This window comes from Novosphingobium sp., assembly GCF_965228995.1.
Classification (GTDB): domain Bacteria; phylum Pseudomonadota; class Alphaproteobacteria; order Sphingomonadales; family Sphingomonadaceae; genus Novosphingobium.
The window spans coordinates 1,816,233-1,835,182 of sequence record NZ_OZ245852.1; the positions used below are offsets into that span (position 1 = coordinate 1,816,233).

The 18,950-nt window shown below is 65.3% G+C and carries 18 protein-coding genes; 13 read left to right on the forward strand and 5 right to left on the reverse strand.

Going from position 1 to position 18,950, the window contains the following annotated elements:
* Window positions 1-15: 15 nt before the first annotated feature.
* From ACO056_RS08565 to ACO056_RS08610, 10 genes are all read left to right on the forward strand, one after another.
* Complete coding sequence (locus ACO056_RS08565; protein WP_421854660.1) at window positions 16-591, forward strand: glycine-rich domain-containing protein; 576 nt, start codon at window positions 16-18, stop codon at window positions 589-591.
* Window positions 588-1,424 carry a TIGR04222 domain-containing membrane protein gene (locus ACO056_RS08570; protein ID WP_421854663.1) on the forward strand — a complete coding sequence of 279 codons (837 nt, stop codon included), beginning with the start codon at window positions 588-590 and terminating at the stop codon, window positions 1,422-1,424. Before ACO056_RS08565 ends, ACO056_RS08570 begins: the two co-directional genes overlap by 4 nt.
* A gap of 93 nt (window positions 1,425-1,517) precedes the next feature.
* Entirely contained in the window at window positions 1,518-3,038 is a 1,521-nt protein-coding gene (locus ACO056_RS08575) for a serine hydrolase domain-containing protein (protein ID WP_421854666.1), read from the forward strand.
* A gap of 60 nt (window positions 3,039-3,098) precedes the next feature.
* Window positions 3,099-3,371, forward strand: a complete 273-nt coding sequence (locus tag ACO056_RS08580) for an AbrB/MazE/SpoVT family DNA-binding domain-containing protein (protein WP_421854669.1) — start codon at window positions 3,099-3,101, stop codon at window positions 3,369-3,371.
* Window positions 3,368-3,748 (forward strand): type II toxin-antitoxin system VapC family toxin, encoded by a 381-nt coding sequence (locus ACO056_RS08585; RefSeq protein ID WP_421854671.1) that lies wholly within the window; start codon window positions 3,368-3,370, stop codon window positions 3,746-3,748. The genes ACO056_RS08580 and ACO056_RS08585 overlap by 4 nt, the downstream gene beginning before the upstream one ends.
* Window positions 3,748-4,047 carry a hypothetical protein gene (locus tag ACO056_RS08590; RefSeq protein WP_421854673.1) on the forward strand — a complete coding sequence of 100 codons (300 nt, stop codon included), beginning with the start codon at window positions 3,748-3,750 and terminating at the stop codon, window positions 4,045-4,047. The genes ACO056_RS08585 and ACO056_RS08590 overlap by 1 nt, the downstream gene beginning before the upstream one ends.
* Window positions 4,044-4,913 (forward strand): tRNA (guanosine(37)-N1)-methyltransferase TrmD, encoded by an 870-nt coding sequence (gene trmD, locus ACO056_RS08595; RefSeq protein WP_421854676.1) that lies wholly within the window; start codon window positions 4,044-4,046, stop codon window positions 4,911-4,913. Before ACO056_RS08590 ends, trmD begins: the two co-directional genes overlap by 4 nt.
* Before the next feature lie 3 nt (window positions 4,914-4,916).
* Window positions 4,917-5,297 carry a 50S ribosomal protein L19 gene (rplS, locus tag ACO056_RS08600; RefSeq protein ID WP_421854679.1) on the forward strand — a complete coding sequence of 127 codons (381 nt, stop codon included), beginning with the start codon at window positions 4,917-4,919 and terminating at the stop codon, window positions 5,295-5,297.
* A 121-nt stretch (window positions 5,298-5,418) separates the two neighbouring features.
* Complete coding sequence (locus ACO056_RS08605) at window positions 5,419-7,677, forward strand: DPP IV N-terminal domain-containing protein (RefSeq protein ID WP_421854682.1); 2,259 nt, start codon at window positions 5,419-5,421, stop codon at window positions 7,675-7,677.
* Between the two features lie 171 nt (window positions 7,678-7,848).
* Window positions 7,849-8,874, forward strand: a complete 1,026-nt coding sequence (locus tag ACO056_RS08610; protein ID WP_421854685.1) for an aspartate-semialdehyde dehydrogenase — start codon at window positions 7,849-7,851, stop codon at window positions 8,872-8,874.
* A gap of 50 nt (window positions 8,875-8,924) precedes the next feature.
* On the opposite strand, the gene ACO056_RS08615 is transcribed toward ACO056_RS08610, so the two are convergent.
* Window positions 8,925-9,662, reverse strand: coding sequence for a hypothetical protein (locus tag ACO056_RS08615; protein ID WP_421854688.1), 738 nt, complete (start codon window positions 9,660-9,662; stop codon window positions 8,925-8,927).
* A 208-nt stretch (window positions 9,663-9,870) separates the two neighbouring features.
* On the opposite strand from ACO056_RS08615, the gene ACO056_RS08620 reads away from it, so the two are divergent.
* From ACO056_RS08620 to ACO056_RS08630, 3 genes are all read left to right on the forward strand, one after another.
* Window positions 9,871-10,653 carry a sulfite exporter TauE/SafE family protein gene (locus ACO056_RS08620; protein ID WP_421854691.1) on the forward strand — a complete coding sequence of 261 codons (783 nt, stop codon included), beginning with the start codon at window positions 9,871-9,873 and terminating at the stop codon, window positions 10,651-10,653.
* A gap of 47 nt (window positions 10,654-10,700) precedes the next feature.
* Window positions 10,701-11,405, forward strand: coding sequence for an alpha/beta fold hydrolase (locus tag ACO056_RS08625; protein WP_421855406.1), 705 nt, complete (start codon window positions 10,701-10,703; stop codon window positions 11,403-11,405).
* An 82-nt stretch (window positions 11,406-11,487) separates the two neighbouring features.
* Entirely contained in the window at window positions 11,488-13,308 is a 1,821-nt protein-coding gene (locus ACO056_RS08630) for a M2 family metallopeptidase (protein ID WP_421854694.1), read from the forward strand.
* An 85-nt stretch (window positions 13,309-13,393) separates the two neighbouring features.
* Here the strand turns inward: ACO056_RS08630 and ACO056_RS08635 are convergent, their stop codons facing one another.
* The 4 genes from ACO056_RS08635 to ACO056_RS08650 all read right to left on the reverse strand — a co-directional run bounded on the left by ACO056_RS08635 (window position 13,394) and on the right by ACO056_RS08650 (window position 18,909).
* Window positions 13,394-14,155, reverse strand: coding sequence for a molybdopterin-dependent oxidoreductase (locus ACO056_RS08635; protein WP_421854697.1), 762 nt, complete (start codon window positions 14,153-14,155; stop codon window positions 13,394-13,396).
* Window position 14,156: 1 nt separating this feature from the next.
* Window positions 14,157-14,921, reverse strand: coding sequence for a cytochrome b/b6 domain-containing protein (locus ACO056_RS08640; protein ID WP_421854700.1), 765 nt, complete (start codon window positions 14,919-14,921; stop codon window positions 14,157-14,159).
* Between the two features lie 347 nt (window positions 14,922-15,268).
* A complete protein-coding gene (locus ACO056_RS08645; protein ID WP_421854703.1) occupies window positions 15,269-16,705 on the reverse strand; it encodes an AMP nucleosidase in 1,437 nt (478 codons plus the stop codon).
* A 44-nt stretch (window positions 16,706-16,749) separates the two neighbouring features.
* Window positions 16,750-18,909 (reverse strand): penicillin acylase family protein, encoded by a 2,160-nt coding sequence (locus tag ACO056_RS08650; RefSeq protein WP_421854706.1) that lies wholly within the window; start codon window positions 18,907-18,909, stop codon window positions 16,750-16,752.
* Window positions 18,910-18,950: the final 41 nt, after the last annotated feature.

The following is an 18,950-nucleotide window of genomic DNA, read 5'->3' on the forward strand; positions in this document are numbered from 1 at the left end:
TAGATGAAAGATCAGATGAACGCGCCTTTCGCTTCGTCACTTTCGGCAACAGCAAGCCCGCTGTGCGACACCCTTTGGGCCCTTCTTTGCACCTACGAAGTCGGGCCTGCCGCCGCCGATCTTTCCTTCGTCCAGCGCCTCGCCCGTGAAAACGGCTGGACCGATGCGCACGCCGCCCGCGTTTTCGAGGAATATCGCCGGTTCCTCTACCTCGCCGTCACGGCCCCGCATCCAGTCACCCCGTCCGACGCGGTCGATCAGGCCTGGCACCTCCACCTCACCTACACGCGCGATTACTGGGAGCGGCTCTGCCCGGAAGTGCTTGGCCGCGCGCTGCATCACGGCCCGACCATGGGTGGCCGCGCCGAGGGTGAGCGCTTCTTCGAGCAATACGCGCTCACGCTGCGCAGCTACGAAGCCGCGTTCGGCCCAGCGCCCGCGGATATCTGGCCTGATGCGCGCCGCCGCCTGCTGATCGATCCCATGGCGCGTCGCGTTCACCCCCATGATGCGCTGATCCTGCCCTGGCGCTGGCTTTTCGGCGGCGGGCTGCTCGCGCTTCTGATGTATGCCTTGTGGAGTCTTTTATGACAGGCCTTGGCCCGCTCGATTTGCATGGCCCCGAGTTTCTCCAGCTCTACCTGATGCTTGCCTTCATCGCCGTGTTCGCCAGCATCGTCATCCCCCGGTACCTGCGCCCCGATGGCCGCCCGGGCCGCCCTGCCGACGAAGACGAACTTGCCGTGCTCGCCGGTGGCCGCGAACGCTTTGCCGAAGCCGTTGCGGTGCGATTGTTGGCGGCAGGCTCGGCCATCGTGCAGGCAGGCGGCACGCTCCAGATCCGCGACACCAATGGCGGCCGCACATTGGCCGAGCGCCGGGTGATCGCGCTCGGCTCCCCGGTGCGCTGGCGCGACATGCTCCTCGCGGTTGCCGGCCCCGCCGAAACGGCCGAGCGCAAGCTGGAGCAGCGCGGCCTCCTGATGGACGCGGCGACGGTCCGGCAGATGCGTCTGATCCAGACCGCCCCGTTCGTGCTCCTCTTCCTCTTCGGCCTCGCCAAACTTATCGTCGGCACGCTGCGTGATCGGCCGGTCGGCATCCTCGCCGGACTGCTGCTCCTCACCTTCTTCGCCATAGTGCTTCGCTTCGCCGCGTTTGACCGCCGCACCCGCGCCGGCAAGGCCGCGCTTGCAGACGCTCGCCTGGAAGCCGCCCGCCTGCGCCGTGCCGCGCCGAACGATGAAGCGCCCCTCGCGGTCGCGCTGTTCGGCACTGCAGTGCTCGCAGGCTCCTACCTCTCGGATTTCCATCGCATGCGCAGCGCCGGAACCGGGGGCGATGGCTCCAGCAGCGGCGGCTGCAGCGGCGGGGGCGGGGGCGGAGGTTGCGGCGGTGGCGGCTGCGGCGGCTGCGGCAGCTGAGGCGCCGAAAAGACTGCTCGAAATTGGTGCGCTGCACTCGTCATGATCCGCAATTGGTGCCAGTGTCCCACTCCACAGGGCGGGAGACAGGCGATGCAGTTCACGACACTTCTTCTGGCAGCGCTGGCTATCACCGCTCCGCTGCCGTCACTCGCCCAGACCGCCCAGCCGCCCGCCGCCACCGATCCAGCCGCGTTCGACAGCGAGATCGATGCCATCCTCAAGGGCTGGATGGCCGAAAACCACATCCCCGGCATGGTCTTCGGCGTAGTGAAGGACGGCCGCCTCGCTTATGTGAAAACCGAAGGCGTGCAGGATATCACCGCCAAGCGCCCGGTCACGCCCGATACGCTGTTCCGCATCGCCTCGATGACCAAGGCTTTCACCGCGATGTCGATCCTCAAGCTGCGCGATGAAGGCCGCCTCGCGCTCGATGATCCGGCGGACCGCTATGTCCCTGAAATGCGCGGCTGGACTTATCCCACCACCGATTCCCCGCGCATCACCATCCGCGATCTGCTCACCCACAGCGCCGGTTTCGTGACGGACGATCCGTGGGGGGACAGGCAGACGGTCCTCCCGCAGACCGCCTTCACCGCGATGCTGCGCGCGGGCATTCCCTTCACCCGCGCGCCCGAAATGCGCTACGAATACGCCAACCTCGGCTACGCCATCCTCGGCCGCGTGATCGCCAACATCACCAAGGCGCCCTACCGCACATTCGTCGAAACCCGCCTCCTCGCCCCGCTCGGCATGAGCGCCAGCGGCTTCGACGTCTTCGCCCACCCCAAGGACAAGCGCGCCGTGGGCTACCGCTGGGAAAACGAGGCCTGGGCCGAAGAACCCACGATGAAGGACGGCGCCTTCAACAGCATGGGCGGCCTCGAAGTCAGCGCGACCGACTACGCCAAGTGGCTCGCCTTCATCGTCTCCGCCTGGCCCCCGCGTGATGGCGCCGATACCGGCCTCGTCAAGCGCGCCACCGTCCGCCAGATCATGCGCGGAGCAAACAATTCCGCCGTATTCCACCGCCCCGCCACCGGCGGCGACAAGCAGTGCCCGGGCGCGGCCGCCTATGGCATGGGCTGGCGCGTCCTCACCGATTGCGACTACGGCACCGTCCTCGCCCACAGCGGCGGCTACCCGGGCTACGGCAGCCACGTGATGGTCCTCCCCGAATACGGCGCCGCGCTCTTTGCGCTCACCAACAGGACTTATGCAGGCCCCAGCAAGGCGGTCTGGGACGTCGCCGCCCTGCTCACCGCCAAGGGCGCGCTGGCCAAGCAAGTGGAGCCCGTCTCGGCGGACCTCGCCAGCTTCTACACCGCCGCGCAGACAGTCTGGAGCGCCGGGACCATCGACGCGCTCCAAGGCCGCGTCGCGATGAACTTCCCGATGGACCGCACGGTGGCGAACTGGGCCAAGGTGCTGGCAGAAACCAAGGCCAAGTCCGGCGCGTGTGAAACCGCCGCGCCGATCATGGCGGAAGGCGCGATGAGCGGTACTTTCGCGTGGAAGTGCGAGAAGGGCAGCATCAAGGGCACCGTGCTGCTGGCGCCGACAAAGCCGATCACGCTGCAATCGCTGGAGTTTGCGTTCGAGGGGAAGGATTGAGGGCGCGGTTGCAAATCGGCGCAGCTTGTGTATATACGGTGTGTGTATACGGAGACGGTGATGAGCGAAGAATTCCTCGGCAAGACTTTCAAGTCCGGTAATTCCGTCGCCCTGCGCCTTCCAAAGGGCATGGGCTTCGAGGAAGGCACCGAAGTGCGCATGGTCAAGGAGGACCGAATGACGTTTCGGATCGAGCCGGTAGACGCCCCCAAGCGCAAGATCGATATCAGTGGGTTTGCCGGCAAACTGCCGGGCTTCAAGCCTGCGCCGCGTGAGGACTTCGAAGAACGCCCGAGCACCATCGCGCGGCGCAAGGCACTGTCTGGCGAGTGATCCGTTATCTGATCGATTCAGACCTCGCGATCTATGCTATGGGCGGCGCAGCAGACTCGCGCCTCAACCAGCGTTTGGCGGGATGCGACGCTGGCGCGCTTGGCATTTCGGCGATTAGCTTCGCTGAAGTCGCGCTTGGCACATGGAACGGGAAGCCGCCACGCCAAGACGTGCTCGATGCGTTCGTCGCCGTGATTCCGATCCTGCCCTTCGATGAAGCCGCCGCGCGCGAATACGCGCGCCTGCCATTCAAGCGCGCCCGCTTCGACCGGATGCTGGCCGCCCATGCCCTCAGCATCGGGGCGACGGTGGTGACAAACAACGAAGCCGATTTCGCCTATGTGCCGGGGCTCAGGCTTGAGAACTGGACGGTGTGATGAACCATCTCTTCGACGTTTTTGTGCTCGTATTGGTGCCGATGATTATCTCAGTCCCTGTTGTGCTGCTATTGATCAGGCATGGTCGCAAGTTGGGGATTGGGCAGGCGTTGGCTGGTCTCGTGCCGACGATTTTTGTATTCGCTGCGGCCTTGTTCGGTCACATTTACTGGCTGTTGGGTGAGGGCGCGGCGGATCATTCTGCGTACAGCCCAGCAATGTTCCTGCTCGTTGGCTTTCCCGTGATACTTATCAATTTGGCCGCGAATATGGCCGTAGCCCGTTGGGCCTCCAAATGACCTTCCAAGCCACCGTCCTCACGCTCTACCCCGAGATGTTCCCCGGCCCGCTCGGCGTCAGCCTTGCAGGCCGCGCCATGGCGGAGGGCAAGTGGGCCATCGATACCGTCCAGATCCGCGACTTTGCGGCGGACAAGCACCGCACAGTGGACGACACCCCCGCAGGCGGCGGCGCAGGCATGGTTCTGCGCGTCGATGTGCTCGCCAAGGCTATCGACCATGCGCGCCAATTCCTCCCCGGCACGGGGAGGGGGACCACCGAAGGTGGTGGAGGGGCAGGTTCGGACGCGCCTGACCTCGCCGGGTCGGAACAACCGCCCGTGCCCCTCCACCATCCTGCGGATGGTCCCCCTCCCCGTGCCGGGGAGGAACGCCCCGTCATCGCGCTCACCCCCCGCGGAAAACCCCTCACGCAGGCCCGCGTGCGCGAGCTTGCGGCAGGCCCCGGCGTCATCCTGCTGTGCGGCCGCTTCGAAGGTTTCGACGAGCGCATCTTCGAAGGGCGGGGCGTGGAAGAAGTCTCCGTCGGCGATATCGTCCTGTCGGGCGGGGAGCCTGCCGCGCTGATGCTCCTCGATGCTTGCATTCGGCTGCTTCCCGGCGTAATGGGCGCCCCTTCCAGTGGGTCAGAGGAGTCGTTCGAGAACGGCCTCCTCGAGTACCCGCACTATACCCGACCCGCTGAATGGGAAGGGCGCACGATCCCTGAAGTGCTGCGATCGGGGGATCATGCGAAAATCGCTTCATGGCGGAAACGCCGGTCTGAAGACGATACCCGGTCACGCAGGCCGGACCTTTGGGAGCGCCACACCGGCGTTCGGGTCCAGTCTGCCTCTGGCGCGCAGCGTGAAGTGCAGGACGATTGAGTCATGAACATCATTCAGCAGATCGAAGCTGAGACCATCGCCGAATTCAAGGCGAAGAAGACCATCCCCGAATTCCGCGCCGGCGATACGCTGCGCGTTGGCGTGCGCGTCGTCGAAGGTGAGCGCACCCGCGTTCAGGCCTACGAAGGCGTGTGCATCGCGCGTTCGAACCGCGGCCTCGGCTCGAACTTCACCGTTCGCAAGATCTCGTTCGGCGAAGGCGTGGAGCGCGTGTTCCCGCTCTACTCGCCCAACATCGATAGCATCACCGTGGTCCGCCGCGGCGTGGTGCGTCGTGCCAAGCTCTATTACCTGCGTGGCCGCACCGGCAAGTCGGCGCGTATTGCCGAGCGCAAGGCGATTAAAACCACTACGGAAAGCTGACCAGGGAGGGCCCATAAGCCCATCGCCCGGGCACCGTAGCGTGCTTCAAGAGGCGCCCTGGCAACCCGGCCAGGGCGCCTCTTTTCGTTTTGCCCCACCTCCAGCAAGGACCATCGCACCCATGCGACTGCTGACTTCTCTGCTTGCCGCCAGCGCGCTTGTCGCTGCCTTGCCCGTTCTTGCTGCCGAGACGAAGGATAGTGCCGTGACCGCACCGCAAGCCGCACCTGCCCTCACGCTCGAACGCGTCTTCGCCAGCCCCAGTCTGGCAGGGCCAGTGCCGCGCGCGGTCAAGCTCTCGCCCGATGGCCGCTATGTCACCGTGCTGCGGGGCCGCCCGGACGACCGCGAGCGCTATGACCTGTGGGGCTTCGACCGCAAGGCCGGCGGCTGGAAGATGCTGGTCGATTCCAAGAAGCTCTCCTCGGGCCGCGAACTTTCCGAAGCGGAGAAGATGCAGCGCGAGCGCCAGCGCATCGGGGACCTCAAGGGCATCGTCAGCTACGAATGGACGGCGGACAGCTCCGCCGTGCTCGTCCCCATCGATGGTGAGCTGTATCTGGCCAATCTCGAAGGCTCTGCGCGCAAGCTTCAATGGACCGAGGGGGGTGATCTTGATGCAACCCTCAGTCCCAAAGGCGACCATTTCGCATTCATCCGTGATCGGCAACTCTACGTGAGTGAAGTTTTTGGCGATGTTCTGCCGCGACCCATAACCCCCGCCGAAACCGCCGCCACGGTCCACTGGGGCGAGGCCGAGTTCGTCGCGCAGGAGGAAATGAACCGCCTCAAGGGCTACTGGTGGTCGCCTGATGGCGCACGCCTTGCTGTCGAGCGCTTCGATGAAGCCAAGGTCGGCACCGTCACCCGCGCTGCCATCGGCGCCGAAGGCACCAAGACCTTCGAGCAGCGCTATCCCGTCGCCGGCAGCGCCAACGCCGAAGTCTCGCTCTGGGTAATCGGCTCAGACGGCCAGAGCCGCGTTCAGGTCGACCTTGGCGCAGACAAGGACATCTACCTCGCGCGCGTCGATTGGGCGCCCGATGGCAAGGCGCTCTACGTCCAGCGCGAGAACCGTGCGCAGTCCAAGCTCGATATGCTCAAGGTCGATCCCGCCACGGGCAAGGCTGAGGTGCTGTTCACCGAAACCGCCGCCAAGGACAGCTGGATCAACCTCTCGGACGCCTACCGCTTCCTCGCCGATGGCAGCCTGATCTGGCTTTCGGAGCGTGACGGTTTCGCGCATCTCTATCACTACAAGGCGGGCCATTTCACCCAGCTCACCAAGGGGCCCTGGGTGGTCACCGATCTCGTCGGCGTTGACGAGAAGGCGGGCCGCGTCACCTTTGTTGGCACGCGCGATGATGTGCTTGCGCCGCAAGTCTACGCCTTCGATCTCAAGACGCCTGAGAAGCTCGACCGGTTGACCGACCTTGCCTTCCACAACAGCGCCGCGATGGACCGCAAGGGCCAGACGCTCGTTGTCTCCCGCAGCGCCGATAATCAGCCGCCGCAGTCCTATCTTGCCGATGCGGCCGGCAAGCGCCTCGCGTGGATCGAGGAGAACCGCGTCGAGGGAGCGCACCCCTATGCGCCATTTCTCGCCAGTCACCGGCCTGCCCGGTTCGGCACGATCCCGGCGGCAGACGGCACTCCGCTCCACTGGATGATGATCACCCCGCCGCTGGAGCCCGGCAAGCGCTACCCCGTGTTCTCCTACCACTATGGCGGCCCGCACGCGCAAGTCGTAGCCAAGGGCTGGCAGGGCGCGCTGGCGCAGGCGATCGTGGACAAGGGCTATATCTATTTCGCCATCGACGGGCGCGGCTCCGACAACCGCGGCGTCAAGTTCGAAAGCGCGATCAACCGCGCGATGGGTTCGGTCGAAGTGGCGGACCAGCTTGCGGGCGCGCGCTATCTGAAGTCACTCGCCTTCGTCGATCCGGCGCGGGTCAGCACGTTCGGCTGGTCCTACGGCGGCTACATGACGCTCAAGATGCTCGAACAGCATCCCGGCGAATGGGCGGCCGGCGTGGCCGTCGCTCCTGTCACGCGCTGGGAGCTCTACGATACGTACTACACCGAGCGCTATCTCGGCGATCCGAACAAGGAGCCCAAGGTCTATGAAACCTCGGGCGCCTTGGCCGACGCCGCGAAAATCAGCGATCCGCTGCTGCTGATCCACGGCATGGCCGACGACAACGTGGTGTTCGAAAACTCCACCGCGCTGATCGCCAAGCTGCAGGGTGAGGCCGTGCCGTTCGAAATGATGCTATACCCCGGCTTCACCCACCGCATCGGCGGGCCGAAAGTCAGCAAGCATCTCTATGAAACCGTATTCCGTTTCCTCGACCGTCATGGGGTAGGAACGGGCAAATAGCTTTGCTCTCTCCCCTTCAGGGGAGAGATACGAAGGCTTGGCACGGAGTGCCTAGCCGCAGTTGAGAGGGGGTAGGGGCAAGCGCAGCGCTTTTCCCCTCTCCCAACCCTCTCCCCTCAAGGGGAGAGGGCTATCAGATAGGGCCGAGAAGGCCGCCGCAAGGAGAGTACAATGGGTTACCGGGTAGTGGTCGCAGGCGCGACCGGCAATGTCGGGCGCGAGATGCTTAATATCCTCGCCGAGCGCGAGTTCCCGATCGACGAGATCGCGGCGGTTGCCTCTTCGCGCTCGCAGGGCACCGAGATCGACTTCGGCGAGACCGGCAAGCTGATCAAGGTCCAGAACATCGAGAACTTCGATTTCACCGGATGGGATATCGCGCTCTTCGCCATCGGCAGCACCGCGACCAAGGTCCACGCCCCGCGCGCGGCGGCGGCGGGCTGCGTGGTGATCGACAATTCCTCGCTCTACCGCATGGACCCGGACGTGCCGCTGATCGTGCCCGAGGTGAACCCGGACGCCATCGATGGCTACAAGGCGCGCAATATCATCGCCAACCCCAATTGCTCGACTGCGCAGATGGTCGTGGCTCTCAAGCCCCTGCACGACAAGGCCAGGATCAAGCGCGTCGTCGTCGCGACCTACCAGTCGGTTTCGGGCGCGGGCAAGGACGGCATGGACGAACTGTTCGAGCAGAGCCGTGCGATCTTCGTTGGCGATTCTGTCGAGCCGCGCAAGTTCACCAAGCAGATCGCCTTCAACGTGATCCCGCACATCGATAGCTTCCTTGATGATGGTTCGACCAAGGAAGAATGGAAGATGGTCGCCGAGACCAAGAAGATCCTCGATCCCAAGATCAAGATCACCGCAACTTGCGTGCGCGTGCCCGTCTTCGTCGGCCACTCCGAGGCGATCAACCTCGAGTTCGAGGAAGAGATCTCGGCCAAGGAAGCTCAGGATATCCTGCGCGAATCGCCGGGCATCATGCTGATCGACAAGCGCGAGGACGGCGGATACGTCACTCCCATCGAATGCGTGGGCGATTATGCCACGTTCGTTTCCCGTGTGCGCGAAGACCCGACCGTCGATAGCGGCCTCTCGCTGTGGTGCGTCTCGGACAACCTGCGCAAGGGCGCCGCGCTCAACGCGGTGCAGATCGCCGAACTCCTCGGCCGCCGCCACCTCAAGAAGGGCTGACGCGCGGCCTCTGCGGCCCCTCCCCTTGCGGAGAGGGGCCGCACAGCAGCTTACATCCCCGTATGCGTTACGGTCGTCGTGGTGGTCACCTTGCGGTGATGCATCATGCGGCGGTGATGGACGACGCGGCGGTGGTGCACGGCATGGCGAGGCGCCTGCGCAGCGGGGGCGGGGCGTTCCATCGCCGTTTCCGACCGCTCGGTCGAAACGGTCGTCTGCACCTGCGTCGGCTGAGCCTGAGCCTGAGCCTGAGCCGCCATCGCGGCATTGCGTGAGAACGCCGCATCGGTAGCGGAAGCCGCGGCCGCGTTTTCGGCGCGGTTTGCCCGGTCATTGGCCATGTCGGTCTGCTGGTGTGCGGCATCGACGCTCATCTGCGCGCGGGCCATATCATTGGACTGTGTCTGCATCTGGGCCTGCATCTGGGCCTGCGCCTGAGCCTGCATGGCTTCGCTGTGCTGGGCTGCATTCTTCTGCATCTGGCCCAGCGCCGTATCGGCCAGTGCAGAGGCGCGGATCGCGTCGGCGATGGCTTCAGGCTTGTGCCCGGCCGCAAGGTTTTCCTTGGCGTGCGCCAGTGCCGCGTTGGCTTCGGCGGTCCGGCCCGGCTGCGCAGTCGAGGTGCCCATGCTTTCGGCCGTATCGATCTTGGTCTGCGCTTCGGCAATCGCGGTGCGGGCCCGGTCGGCCTTGCCCTCGGCATAGGCGGGGGCGGCAAACGAGAGGCACAGCGCTGTCGCCATGAGCAGGCGGCCGAAAGCGGCGTGGCGGGGGGTGGGGCGATTCATGATCGGGAACTCCGTGCAGCCGAACGGGAGCGTTGGGCCGCATGGTTCCTTGAATGAGCCGCAGCCCGCGATGTTCCGTCGCAGCGGCTGCAGGCAATAGAAACGTCAACCCTGCTGATAGAGTTTCTTGCATTGCCGCGCGGCCCTTGCGGCTCTACTCCACCTCGAACGAAAGGGACCCGACCACGGGACCTGCCGGGGGATTGCCATGCTGGCCCATTTCGATCTGCTACACGGCGTCGCCGGGCTGCTCGTGGGTTTTCTGATCGGCCTGACAGGCGTGGGTGGCGGCTCGTTGATGACGCCGATCCTCGTCCTGCTGTTCGGCGTCGCGCCGGGCACGGCGGTCGGCACCGATTTGCTCTTTGCCTCGGTGACCAAGGTCGTCGGCTCGGCGATCCACGGACAGCGCGAAACGGTGGACTGGCACATCATGCGCCGCCTCGCCATCGGCAGCGTCCCCGCCGCCATCGTCACGCTGATCCTGATCTCCGATTTCGGCAAGATGAGCAAAGGCTCCAGCCATGTCGTCCTGCTCGGTCTTGGCGCCATGCTCATCGTCACCTCGGTCGCCACCCTGTTCCAGAAGCAGCTCGCGGTGCTCGCCAAGCAGCACGACCGACTGGATGATCGGCAGGCGCGCATTCCCACGGTGTTGCTCGGTGCGCTGCTCGGTGTGGCTGTCACGATGACTTCGGTCGGCGCGGGCGCGATCGGGGTGACGGTGCTGCTCATGCTCTATCCCGCGCTGCGCGTTGCCAAGATCGTCGGCACCGATATCGCCCACGCCGTCCCGCTCACGTTTGTCGCGGGCTTCGGCCACTGGATCATCGGCGATGTCGATTTCGGCCTCCTCGCCAGCCTGCTTGTCGGCTCGCTGCCCGGTGCGGTAATAGGGAGCATGCTTTCGACCCGCTCGCCCGATCACGTGCTGCGCCCCGCGCTCGCCGCCGTCCTGATGCTCTCCGGCGTAAGGCTGCTCAGCCAGTGAGCGAGACCTATCCCGGCTTCGATGGCGCGCCCCTGGTGCTGCACCGCATGGGGCCAGAAGGTGGCGGCGGCAGGCCCGTCGTGTTGCTGCACGGCCTGTTCTCCAACGCGCAGGTCAACTGGATCAAGTTCGGCACCGCTGCGCAGCTTGTCGCGGCCGGGTTCGAGTGCCTGATGCCCGATCTGCGCGCCCATGGTGCCAGCGCGGCCCCGCACGATCCCGCTGCTTATCCGCCCGATGTCCTCGCCCGCGATCTCGAAGCGCTGATCGCCCACCTCGGCCTCACGGACTACGATCTCGTCGGCTTTTCGCTCGGCTCGCGCACGTCGGCCCGCGCGGTCATCGCCGGTGCGCGGCCCCGCCGGCTGGTGCTGGCCGGCATGGGGCTCGAAGGCCTCGCCGGCTGGGCGCGGCGGCAGGCGTTCTTCCTCGATATGCTGGACCGCTTCGGCACGATCCGGCTCGGCGACCCTGCCTATGCCGCGCAGCAGTTCCTGAAGACCATGGGCACCGATCCCGCCGCGGCGCGCCTTCTGCTCGGCTCGATGGAGGATACGCCGCCCGCCGCGCTCGCCGCGATCACCATGCCCACGCTGGTGCTCTGCGGCGACAAGGACAGCGACAACGGCAGCGCCGACCGCCTGGCCGATGCGCTCCCCGATGCCCGCCGCGCAGTCATCCCCGGCAGCCATATGTCGAGCGTGACCGAGCCGGCGATGGGCGCCGAACTGGTTTCATTCCTTACCGCTTGACGCTATTTCCCGGGCGGCTATCGGTGGCAGCAAGGACCGGGCGCAAACACGGTCCAGTTGCACTGACCGGAGAGCCAGCCCCATGAAAAACCTCGTTTCCATCGCCGCGCTCGCGGCGTCCCTTGCCGCCGTGCCCGCGCTCGCGCAGCAGGCCGCCCCAGCCCCGGATGCCGCCGCCGCGCAGGCGTGGATCAAGGCTGCCGATCAGGCCTATTTCGCTGAGACCATCCGCGCCGGCCGCACCCAGTGGGTCTACGAAACCAACATCACGGACGATACCGAAGCGCTCGTCGCCGCCTCCAATGCCGAGCAGAACACGTTCATGGTCAAGACCGCCGCCGAAGCCGCGCGTATGGCCAAGGTCCCCGGCCTGACCGCGGAAGATGAGCGCAAGCTCGTGATGATGCGCACCCAGATCACCAGCCCGGTGCCCACCACTCCCGGCGCGGCGGAAGAATTCGGCACGCGGCAGGCGCGCATTCAGGGCCTCTACGGCAAGGGCCAAGGCACCCTGAAGGGCGAGGTCATCAACGGCAGCGATATCGAGGCCGCAATGGGCACCAATCGCAATCCGGATGAGCTCAAGGAAATGTGGCTCTCGTGGCACGACAGCGTCGGCAAGCCGATGAAGGCCGATTATGCCCGCATGGTCGAGCTTTCGAACGAGGGCGCGCGCGAACTGGGCTTTGCCGATACCGGCGCGCTGTGGCGCTCGAACTACGATATGGACCCGGCCGCCTTCGCCGCGCTGACCGAAAAGATCTGGAACGAGGTCCGCCCGCTCTACGTCCAGCTCCACTGCTACACCCGCACCAAGCTAAACGAAAAGTATGGCGCCGCCGTGCAGGGCAAGTCCGGCCCGATCCGCGCCGATCTGCTCGGCAATATGTGGGCGCAGGAATGGGGCAATATCTACGATGTGGTCGCCCCCAAGGGCGCGGGCGATATCGGCTATGATATCGGCGATCTGCTCACCGCCAAGGGCTATGATCCGGTGAAGATGGTCAAGACCGGCGAGGGCTTCTATTCCTCGCTCGGCTTCGCGCCGCTGCCTGAAACCTTCTGGCAGCGCTCGCAGATCACGAAGCCGCGCGACCGCGAGGTCGTCTGCCATGCCTCCGCGTGGGATATCGACAACAAGCAGGACCTGCGCATCAAGATGTGCATCAAGGTCAATTCGGACGATTTCGTCACGATCCACCACGAACTCGGCCACAACTACTACCAGCGCGCCTACAACAGCCAACCCTCCCGCTACTACATGGAAGGCGCCAACGACGGCTTCCACGAAGCGATTGGCGATACCATGGCGCTCTCGATCACGCCCGAATATCTCGTCCAGATCGGCCTGCTCGACCGGGCCAAGGTTCCATCGGTGGACAAGGACACCGGCCTGCTGCTCCGCCAGGCGATGGACAAGGTCGCCTTCCTGCCCTTCGGTCTTCTCATCGACCGCTGGCGCTGGGGTGTGTTCGATGGCTCGATCAAGCCCGATGGCTACGAAGCGGCATGGAACCAGATGCGCCTCAAGTATCAGGGCATCGTCCCCCCGGCCGAGCGCCCCGCCGATGCCTTCGATGCCGGCGCGAAATTCCACATCCCCGCGGTCGTGCCCTACACGCGCTACTTCCTCGCTCGCGTGCTGCAGTTCCAGTTCTACGAAGCCGCCTGCAAGGAAGCCGGCTGGCAAGGTCCGCTTCACCGCTGCAGCTTCTATGGCAACAAGGCGGTCGGCGCGAAGCTCAATGCCATGCTCTCGATGGGCGCCAGCAAGCCCTGGCCCGATGCGCTCGAGGCTTTCACCGGCACCCGCGAGATCAGCGGCAAGGCGATGATCCGCTACTTCGCTCCGCTGCAGAAGTGGCTCGAAGCCCAGAACAAGGGCCAGAACTGCGGCTGGTAACGTCCTGATATCCTCCCCATTTTTGCGCAGCACAAATGGGGAGGTGGCCCGCCGCAGGCGGGTCGGAGGGGTAATTCAGCGCCGCTCAAATCCCGTTATACCAGGCCCAGCCGCCCTTGATATTGCCCAGATCCTGGAACCGGTCGCTCACCACGATGCGGCGCAGGAACTTGAGGCTTTTGTAGCCGATCTGCCGTTCCAGCCTCAGCCGCAGCGGCGCGCCGTGGCCAATGGGGAGATCGCGTCCGTTCATGCCGTAGGCCAGCAGCGTCTGGGGATGCAGCGCGTCGATCATGTCGATGTTGTCGGCGTTCTTGTCGAACGTGTAGAATTCCACGTAGCGCGCCGCGGGCTGGATGCCGCAGGCGGTCAGCAGGCTATGGAGCGGCACCCCGGTCCATTCGGCAATGGCCGACCAGCCTTCCTCGCACTGGTGCTTGGTGATCTGCGTCCGGCGCGGCAGGCGCTGGAGATCGGCCAGCGAGAAGCTCGCGGGCCGGTCGACCAGTCCGCTGACCTCAAGCCGCCAGTCGGCAAAGGCGCCTTTGCGCAGCATTGCATAATCGTGCCCGGCTTGCGGATCGTGTGCGCCAGTGCTTGCCACTGCCGGATCATACGTGCCGGTGGCCGGCATCGAGGTGACCTCGGAGCGGTCATACTCGCGCACCAGCGCAGCGGGCGAGAGCAGGCTGCGCTGCATCGCATAGGTGAAGTTGTCGCCCATGCGCAGCAGGTTGCCGTAAGTCGGCGGCTGGCTTTGCCCGCACCCCGTCAGCATCAGCGCGCTGCTGGACGTGAGCCCACCGATCAGGCCGCGGCGCGAAAGCAGGAAGCGGTCGTTCGCCATGTCAGGCTCCCAGAATGATGGCGCGCAAGTGCCGCACCGGGCCGGTCAGGGCAATCATCGCGAGATGGACCAGCAGGAACAGGGCAATGCAGCTGAAGGCAAAGAAATGCAGCGTGCGCGCGGATTGCGTGCCGCCCAGCAGATCGAGCAGGATCGGAAAGTTCGCGGCGATGGCGGGCGACATGGTCACGCCGGTCAGCACCATCAGCGGCAGCGCGAGAAACGCGATGAACGCATAAGTCAGCTTCTGCAGCAGGCCATAAGGCGCACCGGGGGGCGGGGAGGGCATGGGCAGCGTGAGGTGCGCGCGCAGATCCTGCCCCAGCGCGCCGCCGGTCAGCTCGCCCCGCCCGGGCAGCAGCCTGCGCCGGGCATGGCCGGTCAGCGCGCAGAGCGTGAGGTAGGCGGCCAGCCCGGCCAGAAACACCCAGGCGGCAAGGAAATGGAGGCTGCGCGCCCAGCCGTTCTGGTTCCACGGCTCGGCCAGCCGGTCTGCCGTGGCGGCTCCGCCGGACCCGGCAAAGAACGGCGTCTGCGCGGAGAATTGCTGGGTGTGGAAGTTCGGGCCCAGCGGCACTTCGAACAGCGGACGCATCAGGTCGTTGCCGGCCTGTCCCCAATAGAAGCGCGGATGGACCATCAGGATGGCAAGGCCGGAAAAGATCAAGACGAAGACCGCCAGCGCGATCGTCCAATGCGTCAACCGCACCCAGCGGCTGTGGCCGCCGATGCGCTGTATGTCGCCCAATTCCCCCGCGCGGCGCATATGCCACCTCCAGATCCGGAGGCTATCACTGCCGGGGTGCTTGTAAAGGCCCCTGCGCCGCCGCGCCGGGACCTGGCAGAAACCATTTTCCTACAGACCGGCAGATGCGCCATGATCCGGCTCGCTCTTTGAACCGTGGTTTTGCCATGGCGTGTCCGCAATCGACCGGCTGTTTCGCCGCCCGCTGCGGTGCGCCCGCCGGAATTGTCCAACACGCTGCCAGTGGCGCCGTCCGCACCGGGGTCGGACGGATCGGCAGCTTGTGTTTGGAAATCAGTACTTTGCACTGCCGGAGGGAGGGGTGACAGTTTCCTCTCAAGACTGTGTCAACTGTGTCAACTTGCCGCTTAACGGAACGGCGGCTCATTAAACGCGCGCAGCTTGCGGCTGTGGAGGCGGGCGCCTTCGGCCCGCAGCAGCTCGCAAGCGGTCGTGCCGATGGCGAGGTGGCTGGAGATCGCTTCCTCGTAGAAGCGGTTGGCCTGTCCGGGCAGTTTCAGCTCGCCATGCAGCGGCTTGTCCGAAACGCATAGCAGCGTCCCGTAGGGCACGCGGAAGCGATAGCCCTGCGCGGCGATGGTGGCGCTCTCCATGTCGATCCCCACTGCGCGGCTGAGGCTCAGGCGGCGGGCGGAATGCGAGTAGCGCAGTTCCCAGTTGCGATCATCGGTGGTGACGACCGTGCCGGTGCGCATCCGCCGCTTGAGGTCCGAGCCGCCCGCGCCGCTGACGATCTCCGCCGCGCGTGCCAGCGCAACCTGCACTTCCGCAATTGCCGGGATCGGGATCTCCGGCGGCAGCACCGGATCGAGCACGTGATCGTCGCGCAAGTAGGCGTGGGCCAGCACATAGTCGCCGATCTTCTGCGTGGGCCTGAGGCCGCCGCAATGGCCGATCATCAGCCACGCTTCGGGCCGCAGCACGGCAAGGTGGTCGCAGATCGTCTTGGCGTTGGAGGGGCCGACGCCGATGTTGACGAGCGTGATCCCGCTGCGGTCGGGCGCCACGAGGTGGTAGGCCGGCATCTGGTGCCGCCGCCAAGCGGTGTCCGACATGCGCGCGCGGGCATTCTCGGTCGGCTCGGTCAGGTGGAGCCCGCCCGCACCCGAAAGCGCGACATACTCGCCCGTGCCCAGCTGCTTGCCCGCCCAGTCAACGAATTCATCGACATAGCGGTGGTAGTTCGTGAACAGGATGTAGCGCTGGAAGTCCTCCGCCGGCGTGCCGGTATAGTGCACCAGCCGCGCCAGGCTGAAATCGGTGCGCAGGCCATCGAACAGCGAAAGCGGCAAGGGCCCGTCGCCGACGTTGTACTCGCCGTCCGCGATTTCGTCACCGATGTGGGCCAGATCGGCATTCGGGAAGTGCCGCGCCAGTTCCTGCGGCCCGATGCTCCCCATCTGCGCGCCGAGGCTGCCATCGAGCACATAGGCGAACGGGATTTCCTGCCGCGAAACGGCGGCCTCGACCGTCACGTCGAAGCCCTGCAGGATGATCGCCAGCTGTTCGGAAAGGTAGTCCCCAAACAGCGTCGGCCGCGTGACCGTGCAGGAATAGGTGCCCTTTTGCGAAAGGCGGCCGAACGAATGCCCCGTCGGCTCGATGCTCGGCTCCCCGCCGAAGTGGATGCGCAGTTCCGGGTAGCAATAGCTGCCGTCACGGCGCCGCTCATCCGGCGGCAAGGTGCCCGTGGCGGCGAAGGCCATCACGTCCTCGCGCAGCCGGGCGACCGAGGCAGTGTAGATACGTGTAAGCTCGTCGAGCACGGAGGCGATATGATCCATGCTCCCGCTGTACCTGCGCGGCGTGACCTTTGGAAGTCGGGGTATCAGCGCATTCGTTTGAGCAACCTTGTGGAGACCACGTGGCCCTTGAGGTCCTCCGGGTAGAACCACACCTCGCGCAAGTTGCCGGTGGCATAGCGGTCCACCTGATCGCCGAAATGGGGTGAGGCCGGGTCGGCGCTGGTCCCGCCGATACTCACCGCGCGGGCACGGACCTTGGGTCCGAACTCGACCACCGCGACGAAGCTGTTGCCGCTGGTGCCATACATCCGCCTGGTCCCGGGATAGCGCTGCGCCCCGAACGAGGCGAGACTGCCCCAGTTGCCGCTGGCGAACGCGATCGGCGTGCTGGGCTTGGCATCGTCAAACACCTGCGTGATCGCGCCGTCATTGCGCTGGTAGCGGTTGATCGCGCCCCACTGCACCTGCCACGAGCCGAAATCGCTGACGAGGCGGTTTACCGCATCATCGAGCGCGGCGAGGCGCTGGGCATCGGTGATGCGATTGTTCATCCGCTCCCACAGGCTTTCCTCGTCGCCATCGCTGATCTGCGAAACCCGGTTCCACAGTGCCTCGGCATAGCCGACCGCGAGGCTGGTGGCGGTAGAGTTCAGCGCCCACTTGTGGTCCCACCCCTTGAGCAGCGCGATCGGCCCTTCGCGCTTCGTATCGGGCGCGGCGGCGTTTGCGGCTAAGAGCTGGGGCAGCAGGCGATCAAACGCGGGGAGAGCGGGATCGTAGGCGGCGGCCATCAGCTTTTCGAGCGTGAAGTCGCGTCTGTCGCCCAGCACCGCGCGGGCATGCGCCTCGCGCGCGTTCTGGCCAGCCTGGTCCATGTAGCGCGGGAACGCCTCGGGCTTGGGGCTGTCGGGACCGGCAGCAGTCCACGGCGCGTTGTTGACATTGAACACCCACCCGTTGGCCGGTTTCAGCACATTGGGCAGGCTGGCCACCGCATGATCGCCCTGCCAGCGCGCGGCGGGATTGCTGCCATCGACGGGCTTTCGCCAGTCGAAGCTATCATCGCGCACCGGCACGAACTGCGGATGGAGATAGGCAATCTCGCCCTTGCTGTCCGCAAACAGCGTGTTGTTGGACGCATTCGCCTTGAGCTCCGCGACCTTGAGGAAGCTCGCCAGATCATGCGTCTTGGTGCGCAGGAAGCTCTGCTCCAGTGCGGGTATCGGGCGGTTCATCAGCTCGGTGGTGATCCACTTGCCGCCTTCCTCGCGCACCACCGGGCCATGTTCGCTCGCATAAGTGGTGAACCGGAGTTCGCCGAACGTGCCGTCCGCCTGCCGCACTTTGAGCGTGACGGTCTGCGTGGTGAAGGGCTTCACCACATCGCCGATACGATAGGCCGGCGGCTGGCCATCGCGCTGGATCACGGTTTCGGCAAACTCGTCGACATTGTCGATGCCGCTGGTGGTGTGCATCCACCCCGCATCCGCATTGAAGCCCTGGTAGATGAAGAACTGCCCCCATGTCGCCGCGCCATACGCGTTGAGACCTTCGCCGCTCGTCACTTGCTGTTCGGCGCGGAAATAGAAGCTGGTGTGCGGATTGATGAGCAGCAGCGCATGGCCATCCGCCGTGCGCGAGGGTGCGATGGCGATGCCGTTGGACCCGGCCGGTTCCTTGAGGCGGCGGCCAAGCTCGTCGTCGGTCATGGCAACCTTGCGGGCGCCGTAGAACGCCTCGATCTGCGAAAGCGGGATGTGTTCGATATTGCCGCCGATGCTGCCTTCGGTGAAGCTCAGCGCCATCCAGGGTTCGAAATGCGTAAGGACTTTCGGTTTAACCTCGGGATGATCGGCAAGGTATGCGTTAAGGCCGGCAGCCCATGCGTCCATCAGCTTGCGCAGCCAGACAGGGCTTTTCGCGTAGTCCGTTTTCAGTACGTCAGGATCGACCCAGAGCCGCTGGCGCAGGTCCTGCCACACCGCGGTCGTGCCTTCCGCTTCGGCGAGACGGCCGAGGCTGACGAGGTAATTGCGCTCGATTCGCGGGAAGTCGTCCTCGGCCTGCGCGTAGATCATGCCGTAGATTGCATCGGCATCGGTCTTGCCCGAGACATGGGCGATGCCCCACTCGTCCCGTTGGATTTTCGCCTCACCGATTATTTCGGAACTTTTCCCGAAGGCGTTAACCGGGGCGACCCCGATGAGAAGTGCCGCAACTGCGACGGCATGTGCACGCTTCATTACCCGCTCCCGACCAATCGTTCTCAACATAGGTGTGCAAG

Coding starts and splice junctions, on each gene's coding strand:
- ACO056_RS08565 (WP_421854660.1), top strand. CDS start 16: ATGAACGCGCCTTTCGCTTCGTCACTTTCGGCAACAGCAAGCCCGCTG.
- ACO056_RS08570 (WP_421854663.1), top strand. CDS start 588: ATGACAGGCCTTGGCCCGCTCGATTTGCATGGCCCCGAGTTTCTCCAG.
- ACO056_RS08575 (WP_421854666.1), top strand. CDS start 1,518: ATGCAGTTCACGACACTTCTTCTGGCAGCGCTGGCTATCACCGCTCCG.
- ACO056_RS08580 (WP_421854669.1), top strand. CDS start 3,099: ATGAGCGAAGAATTCCTCGGCAAGACTTTCAAGTCCGGTAATTCCGTC.
- ACO056_RS08590 (WP_421854673.1), top strand. CDS start 3,748: ATGAACCATCTCTTCGACGTTTTTGTGCTCGTATTGGTGCCGATGATT.
- trmD (WP_421854676.1), top strand. CDS start 4,044: ATGACCTTCCAAGCCACCGTCCTCACGCTCTACCCCGAGATGTTCCCC.
- rplS (WP_421854679.1), top strand. CDS start 4,917: ATGAACATCATTCAGCAGATCGAAGCTGAGACCATCGCCGAATTCAAG.
- ACO056_RS08605 (WP_421854682.1), top strand. CDS start 5,419: ATGCGACTGCTGACTTCTCTGCTTGCCGCCAGCGCGCTTGTCGCTGCC.
- ACO056_RS08610 (WP_421854685.1), top strand. CDS start 7,849: ATGGGTTACCGGGTAGTGGTCGCAGGCGCGACCGGCAATGTCGGGCGC.
- ACO056_RS08615 (WP_421854688.1), bottom strand. CDS start 9,662: ATGAATCGCCCCACCCCCCGCCACGCCGCTTTCGGCCGCCTGCTCATG.
- ACO056_RS08620 (WP_421854691.1), top strand. CDS start 9,871: ATGCTGGCCCATTTCGATCTGCTACACGGCGTCGCCGGGCTGCTCGTG.
- ACO056_RS08625 (WP_421855406.1), top strand. CDS start 10,701: ATGGGGCCAGAAGGTGGCGGCGGCAGGCCCGTCGTGTTGCTGCACGGC.
- ACO056_RS08630 (WP_421854694.1), top strand. CDS start 11,488: ATGAAAAACCTCGTTTCCATCGCCGCGCTCGCGGCGTCCCTTGCCGCC.
- ACO056_RS08635 (WP_421854697.1), bottom strand. CDS start 14,155: ATGGCGAACGACCGCTTCCTGCTTTCGCGCCGCGGCCTGATCGGTGGG.
- ACO056_RS08640 (WP_421854700.1), bottom strand. CDS start 14,921: ATGCGCCGCGCGGGGGAATTGGGCGACATACAGCGCATCGGCGGCCAC.
- ACO056_RS08645 (WP_421854703.1), bottom strand. CDS start 16,705: ATGGATCATATCGCCTCCGTGCTCGACGAGCTTACACGTATCTACACT.
- ACO056_RS08650 (WP_421854706.1), bottom strand. CDS start 18,909: ATGAAGCGTGCACATGCCGTCGCAGTTGCGGCACTTCTCATCGGGGTC.